Raw genomic sequence first — 16,510 nt, 5'->3', positions numbered from 1 at the left:
ACTGCCCTGTAGCAGGCAGCATAGGTGCCCGAAGGGGGCGTTCACCGGTCGGGCCAACCGTGCCCCGAACGAGATATTACTCGCCAGTACATCCATCGCATGCCCACGGGGCAAGCGCTTCGAACTGTGACGTTTCCAACGGCCGGGGCGGGGAGGGCTCAGTCCCGCAGCGCGTTGAAGCCGCCTTGGTGGTAGAGCAACGGACGGCCGGATTCACCCGTTCCGCCCGACACCACCTCGGCGATCACCACCCGGTGGTCGCCGGCCGGCACCCGGGCCGTCACCCGGCACACCAGCCACGCGAGCACCCCGTCCAGGACGGGCACCCCCCGGGGGCCGGTCCGCCAGCGGGTCGGGGAGGCGAAGCGGTCGGCTCCGCTGCGGGCGAACGTGGCGGCCAGCTCGCGCTGGTGCTCACCCAGGACGTGGACGCCCACGTACTCCGCACGGGCGACGGCGGGCCAGCTGGAGGACCCCGTGCCGATGCCGAACGAGACCAGCGGCGGTTCGGCGGCCACCGACGTCAGCGAGGTGGCTGTGAAGCCGACGGGGCGCTCCCCGCCCGCCGTGACCACGGCGACGCCCGCCGCGTGCTGCCGGAAGGCGGCGCGCAGCAGCGCGGGCGCCCCGGCCGCGGCGGTGCCGAGTCCGGCGACGGGGTGCGAGGTCATATGGGTTCCTGCCGGTCGGACTGCATGGCGCCAGCCTTCCGAGGCGGGTCGGGTGCGGTCAAGGCGGCCCGGTCGGGTGCGAGAAGGGTCACCGCCGTCACACCGCCCGGGCGAGCGCGGCGAGGACCTGCTCCTTGCGCGGCTGCCCCGCGGCGCGCGTGACGATGCGGCCGGCGGCGTCGAGCACGAGCACGGTGGGGGTCGCGGTGACCCCGAGCACGCGGACGAGCTCCAGTCGCCCCTCGGCGTCGAGCTCCACGTGGGCGACGCCTGGGACCACGGCGGCGACCTCGGCGAGCGTGCGGCGGGTGGCCCGGCACGGCTGGCAGAAGGCGGTGGAGAACTGCACGAGCGTCGCCCGCTCCCCGAGCGGCGCGCCGAGCGCCCCAGCGTCCAGCCCGACCGGCTCCGCGGCCCCCTGCGACACGTCGGACCGCTCCTTCCCGTCCCGCATTCCCCGGCCTCCCTCGCCCACCGCGTTCACCGCTCCCACTGCCGTAACCTCCCAGGTCCAGCGTCCGCGGCCGGGTGCGGATTCCCGATCGCCGCCGGTCGCGTGTCGACGTGACGAGAATCTCGCGCCCACCGGGCACGAAGTCTGGTCTACGGCGCGTTCATGGGGCACGATCAGCGACAACGCCGAAAACCTACGGTGCCGTAGCTTTCCTCCGGGCGACCCCGTCCCGGACACAGAAGGGCCCCTCCTGACATGGCAGAACTCGTCTATCGACCGGTCATCGGTGCCGCGCTCACGATGTTCAAGGCACTCGACCTCAAGATCGACGTCCAGGGTTCTGAGCACTTCCCGCGCACGGGCGGCGCCGTTCTGGTCAGCAACCACATCAGCTACATGGACTTCATCTTCGCCGGCCTCTCCGCCCTGCCGCAGAAGCGCGTGGTGCGGTTCATGGCGAAGGAGTCGGTCTTCCGGCACAAGGTCTCCGGCCCGCTGATGCGCGGCATGAAGCACATCCCGGTGGACCGGGCCAAGGGCGAGGCGGCGTACCAGCACGCGCTGCGGTCGCTGCGCTCCGGCGAGATCGTCGGGGTGTTCCCCGAGGCGACCATCTCGGAGTCGTTCACGCTCAAGGCGTTCAAGTCCGGCGCGGTCCGCATGGCGCAGGAGGCCGGGGTACCGATCGTCCCGGTGGCGCTGTGGGGCACCCAGCGGATCTGGACCAAGGGCCGGCCCCGGGACTTCCGGCGGAGCCACCTGCCGGTGACGATCCGGGTGGGCGAGCCGATGGAGGCCTCCAAGGACCAGTACGCGGGCGCGCTGACCCGCACCCTCCGGGACAGGGTGCAGGAGCTGCTCGAGGCCGCGCAGCGGGCGTACCCGGTCCGGCCGAAGGACGCCGGCGACACCTGGTGGGTTCCGGCGCACCTCGGCGGCACGGCGCCCACCCAGGAGCAGCTGCGCGACGCGCGCTGAGACCGTGCCGGGCCGTCAGAGCGCGGTGGGCAGCAGCCGCCACAGCTCCGCGCGGTCGCCGGCCGCCTGCAGCGCCTCGAGGACGACCGGCGGCGGGGCCGCGTACAGGGTGGGGTAGTCGGCCTCCCCCGCCGCCGGGTCCGGGACGAAGGCCAGCCGCTCGCGGTCGGTGCCGAACCGCGCGTCGATGCCGGGCCTGTTGCCGCGGGGGTCCTGGCGGGCCCAGTTCTCGTGACCGGGCAGTCGCAACGCGATCAGGCCGTGGACGGCGAAGCCGTCCTCGTGGGCCAGGCGCTGGTAGCAGAGCGCCGTCGGGATGCCGGACGCGCGGAGCACCGCGGTCAGGGCGATCGACTTGGCGTAGCAGATCCCGGTGCGCTGCTCCAGGACGTCCGAGGCGCGCCAGGTCACGCGGTCGTGCTCGGCGTCCGCGGAGTGCGCGATCGTGTCGCGGACGAACGCGAAGGCCGCCTTGGCGTATGTGTATGCGTCCGAGGTCTGGATGCGCAGGAACGCGACGGTCTTCTGGACGCTCGGGTGCCGATGGTCGATCGCCTCGTCCGCGGCGAGATACGCGGAGATGTCCGGAGACTCCTGGATCAGTTCCATGCGGGCGAGCATAGGGATGCGGACCGCCGAAAATCAATGCAGATTCGGCTGTCCGCATACCCATGCAGTCCGAGGGGGCGGTCCGCCTATCGGGCCAGCTCCTCCTTGAGCGCCTGGACGAACCCGTCGACGTCCTCCTCGCGGGTGTCGAAGGAGCACATCCAGCGGACGACGCCGGTCGCCTCGTCCCAGAAGTAGAAGCGGTAGCGCTCCTGCAGCCGCACGGAGACGTCGTGCGGGAGCCGGGCGAAGACGGCGTTGGCCTGGACCGGGTAGAGGATCTCCACCCCGCCGACGGCACGGACGCCGTCCGCGAGCCGCCGGGCCATCGCGTTGGAGTGGCGGGCGTTGCGCAGCCAGAGGTCCTTCGCGAGCAGCGCCTCCAGCTGTACCGAGATGAAGCGCATCTTGGAGGCGAGCTGCATCGACATCTTGCGCAGGTGCTTCATCGCGCGCACGGCGTCGGGATTGAGGACGACGACCGACTCGCCGAACACCATGCCGTTCTTGGTGCCGCCGTAGGACAGCACGTCGACGCCGACCGCGTTGGTGAAGGCGCGCATCGGCACGTCGAGCGAGGCGGCGGCGTTGGCGATCCGCGCGCCGTCGAGGTGCACCAGCATGTTCCGCGCGTGGGCGTGGTCGCAGATCGCGCGTATCTCGTCGGGGGTGTATACCGTGCCCAGCTCGGTGTTCTGGGTGATCGAGACGACCTGCGGCATGGCCCGGTGCTCGTCGTCCCAGCCGTGGGCCTCGCGGTCGATGAGGTCCGGCGTGAGCTTGCCGTCCGGGGTGGGGACGGTGAGCAGCTTGAGCCCGCCCACGCGCTCGGGGGCGCCGCACTCGTCGACGTGGATGTGCGCGCTGGCCGCGCAGATCACCGCGCCCCAGCGGTCGGTCATCGCCTGCAGTGCGGTGACGTTGGCCCCGGTGCCGTTGAACACCGGGAACGCCTGGGCGTACGGGCCGAAGTGGCTGCGCATGACGCGCTGGAGGTTCTCGGTGTAGACGTCCTCGCCGTAGGCGACCTGGTGGCCGCCGTTGGCGAGGGCGAGGGCGGCGAGGACCTCGGGGTGCGCGCCGGCGTAGTTGTCGCTGGCGAATCCCCGGACCTCGGGGTCGTGCCGGCGGCGGGCGTCGGTGCGCCCGCTCACGGCTGCTCGGTCAGCCACAGGCGCTGTCCGTTCACGTCGGAGGCGGGCTTGTCCCAGGTGCCGGCGACGGCGGCGGCCAGGTCGGCCACGTCGGTGAAGCCGGCGAACTTGGCGTCGGGGCGCTCGGCGCGCATCGCGTCGTGCACGAGGGCCTTGACGACGAGCACGGCCGCGGCGGCCCGCGGGCCGTCCTCTCCGCCGGCCTTGCGGAAGGCGTCCGCGAGGGCCAGCGTCCAGGCCTCCGCGGCGGCCTTGGCCGCGGAGTAGGCCGCGTTCCCGGCGGTCGGCCTGCTCGCGCCCGCGGCGCTGATGAGCAGGTAGCGGCCGCGGTCACTGCGCTGCAGCGCCTCCTGGAAGGCGAGCGAGGTGTTCTGGACGGTGCGGATCAGCAGCTTCTCCAGCAGGGTCCAGTCGGCGAGGTCGGTCTCGGCGAAGGTCTTCGAGCCGCGCCAGCCCCCGACCAGGTGCACCAGGCCGTCGATCCGGCCGAACTCCCGCTCGGTGCGCGCGGCCCAGTCGCGGGCCGCGCCGAGGTCGAGCAGGTCGACCGTGTCGCCGGTGACGGTCGCGCCGCCGTGGGCGTACCGGGCGGCGTCGACCGCCTCGGCGAGCCGCGCCGGGTCGGCGTCGGAGGCGACGACGGTGGCGCCGGCCTCGGCCAGCCGCAGCAGGGTCGCCCGGCCGGCCGGGCCGCCCGCCCCGGCGACCGCGACGACGGCCCCTTCGAGTGGTGCCTTGCTCATGTTCCTCGCCCCTTTCACGCGGCGGCGCGCTCGACGCCCTGCGCGGTGATGCCCTTGGTCTCGGCGATCGTCTTCTTCAGCTTCTTCGACAGTGCCTCGTAGAACATGCTCAGCGGGAACTCGTCCGCGAGCACGTCGTCCACCAGTTTGCGCGGCGGCTGCGTGAGGTCCAGGGCGTCGGGGCCCTTCGCCCAGCGGGAGCCGGGGTGGGGCGAGAGGTAGGTGGAGACGAAGTCGTGGGCGGCGAACCAGTGCACGAGCTTGGGGCGGTCGATGCCGTCGCGGTAGAGCTTCTCGATCTCGGCGCAGAGCTGGTTGGTGACCTGCGGCGCGCGCTCCCAGTCGATGCGGAGCTTGTTGTCGGTCCAGCGGACGACGTCGTGCTTGTGCAGGTAGGCGAAGAGCAGCTGGCCGCCGAGGCCGTCGTAGTTCCGGTTGCGGTCGCCGGTGACCGGGAAGCGGAACATCCGGTCGAAGAGGACGGCGAACTGCACGTCGCGGCCCTGGGCGAAGCCGTCGGCCTCCAGGTTCACGGCCTCCTTGAAGGCGGTGAGGTCGCAGCGCAGCTCCTCCAGGCCGTACATCCAGAACGGCTGGCGCTGCTTGATCATGAACGGGTCGAACGGCAGGTCGCCGTGGCTGTGGGTGCGGTCGTGGACCATGTCCCACAGGACGAAGGCCTGCTCGCAGCGGTCCTGGTCGTCGATCATCGCGTCGATGTCGGCGGGCAGGTCCAGGCCGAGGATGTCGACGGCCGCGTGCGTGACCTTGCGGAAGCGGGCCGCCTCGCGGTCGCAGAAGATGCCTCCCCAGGTGAAGCGCTCGGGGGCCTCGCGGACGGCGATGGTCTCGGGGAACAGGACGGCGGAGTTGGTGTCGTAGCCCGCCGTGAAGTCCTCGAAGGTGATGCCGAGGAACAGCGGGTTGTCGTAGCGGGTGCGCTCCAGCTCGGCGAGCCACTCCGGCCAGACCATGCGCAGCACGACGGCTTCCAGGTTGCGGTCCGGGTTGCCGTTCTGGGTGTACATCGGGAAGACGACCAGGTGCTGGAGGCCGTCGGCCCGCTGGGAGGCGGGGGCGAAGGCGAGCAGCGAGTCGAGGAAGTCGGGCACCTGGAAGCCGTCGGCGGCCCAGCGGCGCAGGTCGGCGACGAGGGCGCGGTGGTAGGACTCGTTGTGCGGCAGGAGCGGGGCGAGCTCCTCGACGGCGGCGACGATCCGGTCCAGGGTCGCGGTGACGTCCGCGTGCGACGGGGCGCCGTCGGCGGCGAGGTCGATGGAGCCGTCGGCGGACTGCCAGGGCCGGACCGTCTCCACGGCGGTCTTGAGCCGCGGCCAGGCCGGGTGCTCCACGATGCGGGCGGCGGGAGCGGTGACTCCCTCCACGGCCTCGGGCACAAGAATTTCCGTCATGTCACTTCCTCCACAGGCGAACCTCGCGTCGGGAGCACCGTAACTGTGTACGGGTCTCCCCCACAAGGGATCTGATCATAAATCCTGCGGCGCAAACCCCTGATCCACGGGAGATTTTCCCGTCCAGGGCGCTCGGAGCGGTGGAAGCAGCCTACGCGTGTGCGCCGCACCCGGCATGTCCGCGCGGCTCCGGTGCGCCTGCGGGAACGGGCTCGGCCCGCCGTTAGGCTCGGGTCCGGCCGCCCGGCAGCGGTACTCGACGGAAGTGAGCGGACCTTGAGTCACCTGACCATCGGACACCGCGGGGTGATGGGCGTCGAGCCCGAGAACACCCTGCGGTCCTTCCTCCGCGCCGAGCGTGAGGGCCTCGACGTGATCGAGCTGGACCTGCACCTCAGCAAGGACGGCGCACTGGTCGTGATGCACGACGCGGAGGTGGACCGGACCACCGACGGCAAGGGCGCGATCAGCGACCTCACCCTCGCCGAGCTGCGCACCCTCGACGCGGGTCTCGGCGAGCGGGTGCCGCTCTTCGAGGAGGTCCTCGACGCGGTGGCGGCACCGCTGCAGGCGGAGATCAAGGATACGGCCGCCGCGCAGGCGCTGGCGGAGGTGATGCTGCGGCGGGACCTGACCGGACGCGTCGAGGTGCTGTCGTTCCACGACGAGGCGGTCGCCGAGATCGCCCGCCTCGTGCCCGGCGTCCGTACGGCGCTGGTCGCGAGCCGCTACGGCGTCGACGTGGTCGACCGGGCGCTCGCCGTCGGCGCGGCGACGCTGGTGGTGAACATCCGGCGGCTGACTCAGGAGATCACGCAGCGGGCGAGGCGGCACGGCCTGCGGCTCGTCGGCTGGGTGGTCAACACCCAGGACGACCTCCGGCTGGCCCGGGCGCTCGGCCTCGACGGGGTGACCACCGACTTCCCCGAGATCAAGCACACCGGCCGCTTCACGGCCTAGCGGTCGGGCGGGCGGTCGGTCGGGATGGGCGGACCGCGAGGGGGCCCGCCTGCGCAGCCCCCCTCCTTCGCGCCCGGCCCGCCGCCGTCAGCCGAGCGGCTTCACCAGGAGCTCGAACCGCAGGTCGTCACGGCGCGGAAGACCGAAGCGCTCGTCGCCGTACGGGAAGGGGCTCATCTCCCCCGTGCGGCGGTAGCCGCGGCGCTCGTACCAGGCGATGAGGTCCTCGCGCTGCACGATCACGGTCATGTGCATCTCGGTCGCGCCCCACTCCGCCCGCGCGGTCCGCTCGGCCTCCGCGATGACCGTCTTGCCGAGGCCCGCGCCCTGGAGGGTCGGGCGAACGGCGAACATGCCGAAGTACGCGGCCGTCCCGCGGTGTTCGAGCTGGCAGCAGGCGACGAGGTCTCCGCCCCGCTCCGCGACGAGGAGTCGGCTGCCGGGGGCCCGCACGATGCCCAGGACGCCCTCGGGATCGGTGCGCCGGCCGTCCAGGATGTCCGCCTCGGTGGTCCACCCCGCCCGGCTGGCGTCCCCGCGGTACGCCGACTCGACGAGCTCGACCAGCGACTGCACGTCGCTCTCGACGGCGTCGCGGAAGGTGAGGGCGAAACGGGCCGTGGAGGTCATGCGCGCGGGCTCCAGAGGTGCGGGTCGGAACGTGCTGGCCCGGCCGATCCTACGGTCCCGGCCGCGGTCCGGGCCGGTCGCCCGCGGACGGTCGCCGCACGTCCTGCGACCGACGTCCGGGCGCGCACCTGGCCCCGGCCCCCGCCCGGCCGCCGCCGCGCTCCCCCTCGCGCGCCCCCTGTGTGTCCGTGCGCTCGCGTGCGCACGGGTGCGGCCGGGCATCTCTGTCCGGGGACCGCTGTGAGGCGTCGTAGGGGGAGGTACGCGGTGCACGGACCTGCTGTGGCGGGCTGGCTGCTGACGGCGTTGTGCGCGGCGACCGGAGGATACTGCCTGCTGCGGATGCGCAGCCGGGTCCCGGAGCAGCGCAGATCGGCGGGGGGCGAGGCGTTCATGGGCTTCGCGATGGCGGCGATGGCGCTCCCGGCCGCCTGGCTCGCGCCGCCGGCGACGGCCTGGCGGGCCGTCGCGGTCCTGTTCGCCGCCTCGGCGGTGGCCGGCCTCCTGCGGCGCTCCGCGCACGGGGCGCACCACGCCGTCGGTTCGCTCGCCATGGTCCACATGGCGCTCGCGGCGGCCGCCGGCGCGCACCACGGAGGCAGCCCGCTGCTCACCGGTGTGCTGCTGGTCTACTTCTGCGGGTACGTCGTGCTCGCGGGCGCCCGGCTCGTCCCCGTCCCCGCCGCCGTGGCGGGCCCGGCCGCAGCCCCCGCCGGGTGGGGCGACCGGCCGGAGCTCGCGGCGGCCTGCCGGCTCTCCATGGGGATCGGGATGCTCGCCATGCTCCTCACGATGTGAGGTCCGCGCGCCCCCTGCCGTGGCGTGGGTCACTTGGGGTCGGGAGCCGTATCCGCCCGGGGCGCACTCTCATAGGCTGACGGCCATGATGGTCCCCGTGGCACTGCTGCTGCTCGGCGCCCTGGCCGCGGTCGTGGCCCCGCGTCTCCTCGCCCGGGCCGAGTGGCCCGAGCGCGAGCCCGTGGTGGCCCTGTGGGTGTGGCAGTGCGTGGTGGCGGGGGTGCTGCTGTGCCTGGGCCTGTCGATGACGCTCAGTGCGGCGGCGGCCTGGCAGTTGGTGCGCGGGCACGTCTTCGCGCCCGCGCCGACCGGGGTCGTGGAGGCGTACGCGTTCGGCTCGGCGTCCTCCTGGGCCGCGCCCACCGCCGTGCTGCTCGCCGCCGGCGGGCTCTGGACCGGGGCGATGCTCGTCCGCGAGGTGACCGGGGCGCGGGCCGTCCGGCGGGCCCGGCGGGCCGAACTCCTGGTCCGCTCACCCCTGTTGCCCGGCGAGGAGCCCGGCACGGACCGGCTGGTGGTCCTGGAGGGCGAGCGGCCGGGGGCGTGGTGGCTGCCCGGCGCCGCGCCGCAGCTCGTGGTGACCACGGCGGCGCTGCGGCGGCTGAAGGGGCGGCAGCTCGACGCGGTGGTCGCGCACGAGCAGGGACACGCCCGGGCGCGGCACGACTGGCTGCTGCACTCCTCCGCCGCCCTCGCGGCGGGCTTCCCGCAGCTGCGCGTCTTCGCGGCGTTCCGCGACGAGATGCACCGGCTGGTGGAGCTGGCCGCCGACGACGTCGCCTCGCGCCGTTTCGGGCGGCTCACCATCGCCTTGGCGCTGGTCGAACTCAACGAGGACAACGGGGTGTTCGGCCCCTGCCCCAGCGCGCACGCGCAGGTCCCGCAGCGGGTCCGCCGGCTGCTCTCGCCGCGCGGCCGCCTCACGCCCGCCCGCCGGCTCCGGCTGACGGCGGCGGCGTCCCTGGTCCCGGCCGTCCCCCTGCTGGTCGCCTTCGTCCCCGGACTGCGCGCGCTGGGCTAGCGTGACCGCGCCGTTCGCGGCAAGGATCACGGTATGCGCTCCCCCTCCCCGCCTCCGGCCACCCGCTCCGTCCCCCGGCTCTTCCTGGCGCGGGTCATCGCGTCGGCGGGGCTGGCGTCGCTCGTGCTCCTGCTGCTCGTGGTCCTGGAGTGGGAGCCGCTGATGGCGCTGGAGCGGGACGTCCTGGTCCCGCTGCACGATCTGGCGGTGAGCGATCCCGGGCTGACCAGGACCAACCGGATCCTGAGCGACTGGGTGTGGGACCCCTGGACGATGCGGGCGCTGTGCGCGGTGATGGTGGCGTGGCTGCTCTGGCAGGGCGCCCGGCTGCTGGCGGTGTGCGTGGCGGCGACCAGCCTGGCGGGGACGCTGCTGCAGCAAGTGCTGAAGTGGGCGGTGGGCCGGGAGCGCCCGGCGTGGCGGGACCCGGTGGACAGCGCGCACTTCAACGCCTATCCCTCCGGGCACGCGATGACGGCGACCGTCGCGTGTGCGCTGCTGGTGTGGCTGCTGTACCGCTACCGCGCCCGGTCGTCCCTGTGGCGCGGGGGCCTCGTGCTCGCCGCGGTGTCGGTGCTGGGCGCGGGGGTGACCCGGCTCTACCTCGGGGTGCACTGGCCGACGGACGTGCTGGCGGGGTGGCTCTTCGGCGTCCTGCTCGTCGCGGTGACCGCGCTGGCGTGGGGACGGTGGTCGCTCGCGGCGAGCCGTCCCGGCCCGGAGGCGGGGTGAGGCCGTCTGGACGGACGATCCCCCGCGTCGCCCGTCCAGACGCCCGATCCCTCGGATCCACCCGGTGCCGGGTGTCCCGCGGGGGCGCGTTGAGTACATTGGCCGAGAGCCAGTCAACGCGGGAGTTACAGCATGGCCCCACGCAGCGCGTCGGTCAATGAGGAGTTGCGGCGGAGATCCCGCGACCGGCTGCTGCGCGCCGCCGTGGAACTGGTCGGCGAGCGGGGCTACGAGGCGACGACGCTGGCCGACATCGCCGACCGCGCGGGGGCGGCCCGCGGACTCGTCTCGTACTACTTCCCGGGCAAGCGGCAGCTGCTGCAGACCGGTGTGCACCGGCTGATGCACACCACGCTGGAGGCCGCCCTGGAGCGTCCGCCGGGGCCGGTGGACGGGCGGGAGGCGCTGGCGCGGGCGATCGACGCCGTGCTCGGCCTGGCGCGGGACCGGCCGGTGCTGATGCGGACGCACATGGCGGGCATGCTGCAGGCCGAGGGGTTCGTGCGGTGCCCGGAGCAGCAGCGGCTCGCGGCGGTGCTGCGCGCGACGATGGAGCGCTACGGCTCCACGGCGGTGGACACCGACTACCCGCTGCTGCGGGCGCAGCTGATGGGCGCGGTCTTCGCGATCCTGCTGCCCGGCGCACCGATGGACCCGGCCCGGCTGCGGGCCGATCTGTTCCTGCGGTACGGCCTCGACTGGGAGGCCGGTGTCCCGCCGGACGGGGATCCGCCCGGCGGGACCGGTTCGGTCGACCTCTCCGATGGTGCGCGGAGGGGTCAGTCGAAGTAGTCGGGCTGCGTCTGGACGTTGAGCTCGTCCAGACGCACCCGCTCGGCCTTGTCGGTCCTGCGGTCGTTGATCTTCAGGACGTCGAAGCCCTTGGCGATGTCGTTGGAGTAGGCGTAGCCGTTGTAGTAGTACGTCGACCAGCTGCCGCCGGTGATCAGCGAGGTGGCGCTGAGCGGGCCGCGCTCGAAGAAGCCGATCTCCTTGGGCTTGCTGGAGTCGGTGAAGTCCCAGACGGAGACACCGCCCTGGTACCAGGCCTGGACCATGAGGTCCTTGCCCTTGACCGGGATCAGCGATCCGTTGTGGGCGACGCAGTTCTCGGTGTCGGCCTGGTGGCGCGGGATCTTGAAGTAGCTCTTGAAGGCGAGCTTGCGGTGGTCGCCGCGGCCGACGATGTCGTAGATGCCGTTGGCACCACGGGTCGGGCCGATCGCGGCGTTGCAGGTGGCGGCGACGCCGCCGCCGAGCTCGTCGGTGAAGACGACCTTCTTCGCGGTCTGGTTGAAGGTGGCCGAGTGCCAGAACGCGAAGTTCACGTTGTCCTGCACGCGGTCGATGACCTTGGGCTTGGCCGGGTCCTCGATGTCCAGGAGGATCCCGTCGCCCATGCACGCGCCGGCGGCGAGGTCCTCGGACGGCAGGACGGTGATGTCGTGGCAGCCGGTGGTCTTGCTGACGCCCGGGTTGGTGGGCGCGCCGGGGTTGCCGCCGCCGTCGGGGCCCTCACCGGGGAAGAGGACCGGGAAGTCGATCACCGCGGAGTCCTGCGGCGCCTTCCGCGGCACCTTGATGACCGAGATGCCGTCGTGCGGGGGCTGGCAGTCGGGGAACGCCGCGTTCGGCGAGTACGACGAGACGTAGACGTAGACGTTCCTGCGCTCGGGCACCAGCGTGTGGGTGTGCGAGCCGCAGGCGGTCTCGACGGCGGCGACGTAGCGCGGGTTGCGGATGTCGCTGATGTCGAAGACCTTCACGCCCTCCCACGACGACTTCTCCGTCGCGGGCTGCGTCGTGCTGGAGCACGAGTTGTCGCTGCGCGAGGAGTCGGTCGACAGGAAGAGCAGGTCGCCGGAGACGGAGATGTCGTTCTGCGAACCGGGGCAGAGCACCTCGGCGACCGACTGCGGCTTCTTCGGGTTCTTGATGTCGAAGATGCGGAAGCCGTCGTAGTTGCCCGCGAAGGCGTACCGGCCCTGGAACGCCAGGTCGGAGTTGGTGCCCTGGAGGGCGCCCTTGGGGATGTTGGTGACGTGCTCGATGTTGTCGGAGTGGACGATCTCGTCGACGCCGGGTATCTCGCCGTCGGCGATGGACTCCTTGGTCTCCGCCACCAGGCTGCGGGAGACGGACTGCTTCTCGGGCTCGTCACCGGGGTCGGGGATCGCCAGCGCGGGACCTGCCGTGAGCAGGGTCGCGAGGAGTCCTGCCGCGGCGGTGGCCACGCCCAGGCGTCTGAACCGTGCTCGGTTGTCGTGCAACGGGGTCACTGCGTCCTCCCTGTCGGCCGTTCGGGTTGAACGGATCTCGGACGTCCGCAGTATCGTCCTCATCATGTGCATCACAACAGATGGCAACTTACTTGTAATGAAATTCTCTGATCAACAGGCGTCGGGGTCGTGTTAGACAGGGTCAACTACCGCACGTGGCAACGGAGGACACCGTGAAGCTCAAGCGATCCCGTCGGCGCCTGCGCGCCCTCGCCGTCCCGGGCATAGTGGTGGCCACCGCGGCCTGGGCGCTGACCGGCTGCGACGGGGGTCAGGACGATGCGAGGTCGGCCTCCTCGACGGGCCCTTCGGTGATCGCCCCGGGCAAGCCCGGCGAACAGGCGCGGACCCTGTCGCCGGAGGAGGCCCGCAAGGAGGCGCCCGACGACACCCCGAACGGGGCGGACTTCGCCTACGTCCGGATGATGACGGAGCATCACCAGCAGGCCGTCGCGATGACCGGACTCGTCCCCGACCGCGGGGAGTCGACGAAGATCAAGGCGCTGGCCGCGCGGATCGCGGCGACCCAGCAGCCGGAGATCGACGCCATGCAGGGCTGGCTCAAGGCGCACGGCGGGGACAAGCGCAAGGACGACCACGCGGACCACGGCCCCATGGCGGGCATGGCGACCGAGGCGCAGCTGAGGAAGCTCCGCGCCGCGGACGGCAAGGCGTTCGACCAGCTCTTCCTCAAGCTGATGATCACTCACCACGAGGGGGCCGTCACGATGGCCGCCGACGCGCTGGCCCAGGGCAACAACGTGGCCGTCGAGGAGATGGCCAACGACGTGATCTCGACGCAGACGGTCGAGATCGGGCGCATGAACCAGATGTCGTGAGCCGACCCACGACGGCAACATCCGCTTAATCAACAAACTGTTCAAGGTCTCTACCGTCTGGTCCTGTCACCCCCCACGACCTGCGGACCCTGCCTGGAGAGACCATGTCGTCACCGAGTCCCGTCCCCGACGCCCCCGCCCGCCACCCCGTCGACGAGGTCCCGCCCGCGGGCCGGCTCGCGGCCTTCGGGCTGCAGCACGTGCTGGCGATGTACGCCGGCGCGGTGGCGGTGCCGCTGATCGTCGGCGGGGCGATGAAGCTGTCGCCGGCGGACCTGGCCTACCTCGTCACCGCCGACCTCCTGGTGTGCGGGATCGCCACCCTGATCCAGTGCGTCGGCTTCTGGCGGTTCGGCGCCCGTCTGCCGATCATGCAGGGCTGCACGTTCGCCGCCGTCTCGCCGATGGTGCTGATCGGCACGGAGGGCGGCGGCCTGCCGGCCATCTACGGCGCGGTGATCGTGACCGGGTTGGCGATCGCGCTCCTCGCCCCGGTCTTCGGCAGGCTCCTGCGGTTCTTCCCGCCGCTGGTCACCGGCACGGTGATCCTGATCATCGGGGTGTCCCTGCTGCCGGTGGCCGGCAACTGGGCGGCCGGCGGAGCCGGTTCGGAGGACTTCGGGGCGCCGCGCAACCTGGGCCTCGCCCTCTTCGTGCTCGCCCTGGTACTGGTCGTGCAGCGGTTCGCGCCGCCGTTCCTGAGCCGGATCGCGGTCCTGGTGGGCATCGTGGCCGGGACGCTGGTCGCGCTGCCGTTCGGCTTCACCGACTTCGACGGGGTCCGCACTGCGGACTGGGTGGGGATCAGCACGCCGTTCCACTTCGGCGCGCCCACCTTCGAGGTGGCGGCGGTCGTGTCGATGCTGGTGGTGGGCCTGGTCATCATGACCGAGACCACCGGCGACCTGATCGCCGTCGGCGAGCTGACCGACCGGCCCGCCACCCCGCGGCGGGTGGCCGACGGCCTGCGCGCCGACGGCCTGTCCACGGTCATCGGCGGTGTGTTCAACACCTTCCCCTACACGGCCTTCGCGCAGAACGTCGGCCTGGTGGGGATGACGCGGGTGCGCAGCCGCTGGGTGGTGGCCGCGGCCGGCGGGTTCCTGGTGGTGCTCGGGCTGCTGCCGAAGCTGGGCGCGGTGGTCGCGGCGATCCCGGCGCCGGTCCTCGGCGGTGCGGGCGTGGTGATGTTCGGCACCGTCGCGGCGAGCGGGCTGCGGACCCTGGCCTCGGTGGACTTCAAGGGCAACAACAACCTGACGGTCGTGGCCGTGTCGGTGGCGTTCGGAGTGCTGCCCGTCGGGGTGCCGACGCTGTACGACGCGTTCCCGGCGTGGTTCCAGACGATCTTCCACAGCGGGATCAGCGCCGGCTGCCTGGCGGCGATCGTGCTCAACCTGCTCTTCAACCACCTGCCGGGGCGGGTGGCACCGGCCGCGGCCGTACCGCAGCCCGTCCCCGTACCGCCCGCCGCAACGGAGCCGGAGACGGAGCCGGCGGCCGGACGGGCCGAGGGCGGGGCGGTGGCGGAGGTGGTCCCGTCAGTCGCCGAGGCGGGCGGCCTGCCGGACGGCGGCCGCGACCAGGTGGTCGAGCAGGCCGGGAAATAGCGCGTCGAGGTCGTCGCGGCGCAGCCCGTTCATCTTGGCGGTGCCGCGGTAGGCCTGCCGGATCACGCCGCTCTCGCGGAGGACCCGGAAGTGGTGGGTGGTGGTCGACTTGGTCACCGGGAGGTCGAAGTGCGAGCAGGACAACTCGCCTTCGGCCTCCGCCAGTTCACGGAAGACCGAGAGCCGGACCGGGTCGGACAGCGCGTGCAGCACCTCTTCGAGACGGATCTCGCCCCGCGGGGGATGCGCGAGCTCGCGGCTGCTCGGAACCGATGTGGTCACGGAGAGTCCTTCCCCCTGGGTCGCGGTGCCGGTGGCCATCCTACGGGCCTTCGTCCGACGGTCATCGTAGTTTGACATCCGCCGTACTACGAAGGCTATCGTACGAGCATCCGCTGGTTTCCGTTGCGACGACGTATGGAGTCCGCCATGAGCAAGCTGTTCGAGCCCTGCACCCTGCGCTCCGTGACCGTGCCGAACCGGGTGTGGATGGCTCCGATGTGCCAGTACTCCGCCGCGCCGGACGGCCCGGACGTGGGGGCGGCGACGGACTGGCACCTGGCGCACTACGGGGCGCGGGCCGCCGGCGGCACGGGGCTCGCCCTCGTCGAGGCGACCGCCGTCTCCCCCGAGGGGCGCATCAGCCCCTACGACCTCGGCATCTGGAACGACACCCAGGTGGCCGCCCTGCGCCGGATCACGGACCTGATGAGGTCCCAGCACACCGTCCCCGGGATCCAGCTCGCGCACGCCGGCCGCAAGGCGTCCACCGCCGCGCCGTGGCAGGGCGGCGGCCCGGTGGGCGCCGAGGCGCACGGCTGGCAGCCGGTCGGTCCGAGCGCGATCCCCTTCGCCGAGGGCCACCACGTGCCGACGGAACTGACGACTGATCAGATTGCCGACGTGGTGCGGCAGTTCGCGGACGCCGCGCGTCGATCGCTCGCGGCGGGCTTCGAGGTCGTCGAGATCCACGGCGCCCACGGCTACCTCATCGGCGAGTTCCTCTCCCCGCACTCCAACCACCGCGCCGACGCCTACGGCGGGAGCTTCGAGAACCGGGCCCGCCTGGCCCTGGAGGTCGTGGACGCGGTGCGCGCCGTCTGGCCCGAGGACAAGCCGCTGTTCTTCCGGATCTCCGCCACCGACTGGCTGCGGGAGGGCGGCTGGACCGCGGACGACACCGTCCGGCTGGCCCCGCACCTGAAGGAGCGCGGCGTCGACCTGCTCGACGTCTCCAGCGGCGGCAACGCGGCCGGCGTCGACATTCCGGTGGGGCCCGGCTACCAGGTGCCGTTCGCGACCCGGGTGAAGGAGGAGGCCGGTCTCGCGGTCGCGGCCGTGGGGCTGCTCACCGAGGCCGAGCAGGCGGAGAAGATCGTCGCGAACGGTGAGGCCGACGCGGTGCTGCTCGGCCGCGAGCTGCTGCGCACGCCGTCCTTCGCGCGCGACGCGGCACGCCTGCTCGGCGGCGAGGTGCACGTGCCGGACCAGTACCTGCGCTCGGTCTGAGCATCTCCTCACGGCATGTCGGCGCGTCCCGGCCGGGACGCGCCGACGCAAGTGCGAGGGTCGACCAGCGGGGGCGGGGGACGACCGCCGAGCGGGGGGGTATTAAAAAAA

General features: G+C 72.5%; 18 protein-coding genes. 9 read left to right on the top strand and 9 right to left on the bottom strand.

Annotation, left to right across the window (positions count from 1 at the left end; translation table 11 throughout):
• Positions 1–158 precede the first annotated feature (158 nt).
• Positions 159–671: a flavin reductase family protein gene (locus ACFWEG_RS07030; RefSeq protein ID WP_387210066.1), complete on the bottom strand. Its 513-nt coding sequence runs from the start codon at positions 669–671 to the stop codon at positions 159–161.
• A gap of 97 nt (positions 672–768) precedes the next feature.
• A complete protein-coding gene (locus tag ACFWEG_RS07025) occupies positions 769–1,125 on the bottom strand; it encodes a TlpA family protein disulfide reductase (protein WP_387210064.1) in 357 nt (118 codons plus the stop codon).
• Positions 1,126–1,380: 255 nt separating this feature from the next.
• On the opposite strand from ACFWEG_RS07025, the gene ACFWEG_RS07020 reads away from it, so the two are divergent.
• The gene (locus ACFWEG_RS07020; protein ID WP_387210062.1) at positions 1,381–2,103 is read left to right on the top strand and encodes a lysophospholipid acyltransferase family protein; all 723 of its coding nucleotides are present in this window, start codon (positions 1,381–1,383) and stop codon (positions 2,101–2,103) included.
• A 15-nt stretch (positions 2,104–2,118) separates the two neighbouring features.
• On the opposite strand, the gene ACFWEG_RS07015 is transcribed toward ACFWEG_RS07020, so the two are convergent.
• The 4 genes from ACFWEG_RS07015 to ACFWEG_RS07000 all read right to left on the bottom strand — a co-directional run bounded on the left by ACFWEG_RS07015 (position 2,119) and on the right by ACFWEG_RS07000 (position 6,021).
• Positions 2,119–2,712: a transglutaminase family protein gene (locus tag ACFWEG_RS07015; protein ID WP_387210060.1), complete on the bottom strand. Its 594-nt coding sequence runs from the start codon at positions 2,710–2,712 to the stop codon at positions 2,119–2,121.
• A gap of 86 nt (positions 2,713–2,798) precedes the next feature.
• Positions 2,799–3,884: a threonine aldolase family protein gene (locus tag ACFWEG_RS07010; protein ID WP_387210058.1), complete on the bottom strand. Its 1,086-nt coding sequence runs from the start codon at positions 3,882–3,884 to the stop codon at positions 2,799–2,801.
• Positions 3,863–4,609: an SDR family NAD(P)-dependent oxidoreductase gene (locus ACFWEG_RS07005; protein ID WP_387210056.1), complete on the bottom strand. Its 747-nt coding sequence runs from the start codon at positions 4,607–4,609 to the stop codon at positions 3,863–3,865. The genes ACFWEG_RS07010 and ACFWEG_RS07005 overlap by 22 nt, the downstream gene beginning before the upstream one ends.
• 14 nt (positions 4,610–4,623) lie before the next feature.
• Entirely contained in the window at positions 4,624–6,021 is a 1,398-nt protein-coding gene (locus ACFWEG_RS07000) for a DUF6421 family protein (protein WP_387210054.1), read from the bottom strand.
• Positions 6,022–6,297: 276 nt separating this feature from the next.
• Here ACFWEG_RS07000 and ACFWEG_RS06995 point away from each other — a divergent pair, with 276 nt between their 5' ends.
• Complete coding sequence (locus tag ACFWEG_RS06995) at positions 6,298–6,981, top strand: glycerophosphodiester phosphodiesterase (protein WP_387210052.1); 684 nt, start codon at positions 6,298–6,300, stop codon at positions 6,979–6,981.
• An 87-nt stretch (positions 6,982–7,068) separates the two neighbouring features.
• On the opposite strand, the gene ACFWEG_RS06990 is transcribed toward ACFWEG_RS06995, so the two are convergent.
• Positions 7,069–7,611, bottom strand: a complete 543-nt coding sequence (locus ACFWEG_RS06990; protein ID WP_387210050.1) for a GNAT family N-acetyltransferase — start codon at positions 7,609–7,611, stop codon at positions 7,069–7,071.
• Between the two features lie 267 nt (positions 7,612–7,878).
• Here ACFWEG_RS06990 and ACFWEG_RS06985 point away from each other — a divergent pair, with 267 nt between their 5' ends.
• The 4 genes from ACFWEG_RS06985 to ACFWEG_RS06970 all read left to right on the top strand — a co-directional run bounded on the left by ACFWEG_RS06985 (position 7,879) and on the right by ACFWEG_RS06970 (position 10,954).
• Positions 7,879–8,409: a DUF5134 domain-containing protein gene (locus ACFWEG_RS06985; RefSeq protein ID WP_387210048.1), complete on the top strand. Its 531-nt coding sequence runs from the start codon at positions 7,879–7,881 to the stop codon at positions 8,407–8,409.
• Positions 8,410–8,494: 85 nt separating this feature from the next.
• Positions 8,495–9,430 carry a M56 family metallopeptidase gene (locus tag ACFWEG_RS06980; protein WP_387210046.1) on the top strand — a complete coding sequence of 312 codons (936 nt, stop codon included), beginning with the start codon at positions 8,495–8,497 and terminating at the stop codon, positions 9,428–9,430.
• A 33-nt stretch (positions 9,431–9,463) separates the two neighbouring features.
• Positions 9,464–10,162, top strand: a complete 699-nt coding sequence (locus tag ACFWEG_RS06975; RefSeq protein ID WP_387210044.1) for a phosphatase PAP2 family protein — start codon at positions 9,464–9,466, stop codon at positions 10,160–10,162.
• Between the two features lie 132 nt (positions 10,163–10,294).
• Positions 10,295–10,954 carry a TetR/AcrR family transcriptional regulator gene (locus ACFWEG_RS06970; protein WP_387210042.1) on the top strand — a complete coding sequence of 220 codons (660 nt, stop codon included), beginning with the start codon at positions 10,295–10,297 and terminating at the stop codon, positions 10,952–10,954.
• On the opposite strand, the gene ACFWEG_RS06965 is transcribed toward ACFWEG_RS06970, so the two are convergent.
• Positions 10,942–12,441 carry an LVIVD repeat-containing protein gene (locus ACFWEG_RS06965; RefSeq protein ID WP_387210040.1) on the bottom strand — a complete coding sequence of 500 codons (1,500 nt, stop codon included), beginning with the start codon at positions 12,439–12,441 and terminating at the stop codon, positions 10,942–10,944. The two genes, ACFWEG_RS06970 and ACFWEG_RS06965, sit on opposite strands and share 13 nt — an antisense overlap.
• Before the next feature lie 173 nt (positions 12,442–12,614).
• Here ACFWEG_RS06965 and ACFWEG_RS06960 point away from each other — a divergent pair, with 173 nt between their 5' ends.
• Complete coding sequence (locus ACFWEG_RS06960; protein ID WP_387210038.1) at positions 12,615–13,280, top strand: DUF305 domain-containing protein; 666 nt, start codon at positions 12,615–12,617, stop codon at positions 13,278–13,280.
• A 104-nt stretch (positions 13,281–13,384) separates the two neighbouring features.
• Positions 13,385–14,890, top strand: a complete 1,506-nt coding sequence (locus ACFWEG_RS06955; protein WP_387210036.1) for a nucleobase:cation symporter-2 family protein — start codon at positions 13,385–13,387, stop codon at positions 14,888–14,890.
• Here ACFWEG_RS06955 and ACFWEG_RS06950 read toward each other — a convergent pair.
• Complete coding sequence (locus tag ACFWEG_RS06950; RefSeq protein ID WP_387210034.1) at positions 14,822–15,172, bottom strand: ArsR/SmtB family transcription factor; 351 nt, start codon at positions 15,170–15,172, stop codon at positions 14,822–14,824. The two genes, ACFWEG_RS06955 and ACFWEG_RS06950, sit on opposite strands and share 69 nt — an antisense overlap.
• A gap of 147 nt (positions 15,173–15,319) precedes the next feature.
• Here ACFWEG_RS06950 and ACFWEG_RS06945 point away from each other — a divergent pair, with 147 nt between their 5' ends.
• Positions 15,320–16,399 (top strand): NADH:flavin oxidoreductase/NADH oxidase, encoded by a 1,080-nt coding sequence (locus ACFWEG_RS06945; RefSeq protein WP_387210032.1) that lies wholly within the window; start codon positions 15,320–15,322, stop codon positions 16,397–16,399.
• The last annotated feature ends 111 nt before the right edge of the window (positions 16,400–16,510 follow it).

The sequence above is a fragment of the Streptomyces sp. NPDC060194 genome (assembly GCF_042728285.1).
Taxonomy (GTDB): Bacteria; Actinomycetota; Actinomycetes; order Streptomycetales; family Streptomycetaceae; genus Streptomyces.
The sequence above is the reverse complement of the archived record's forward strand: the minus strand, read 5'-3'. Positions and strand labels throughout refer to the sequence as shown.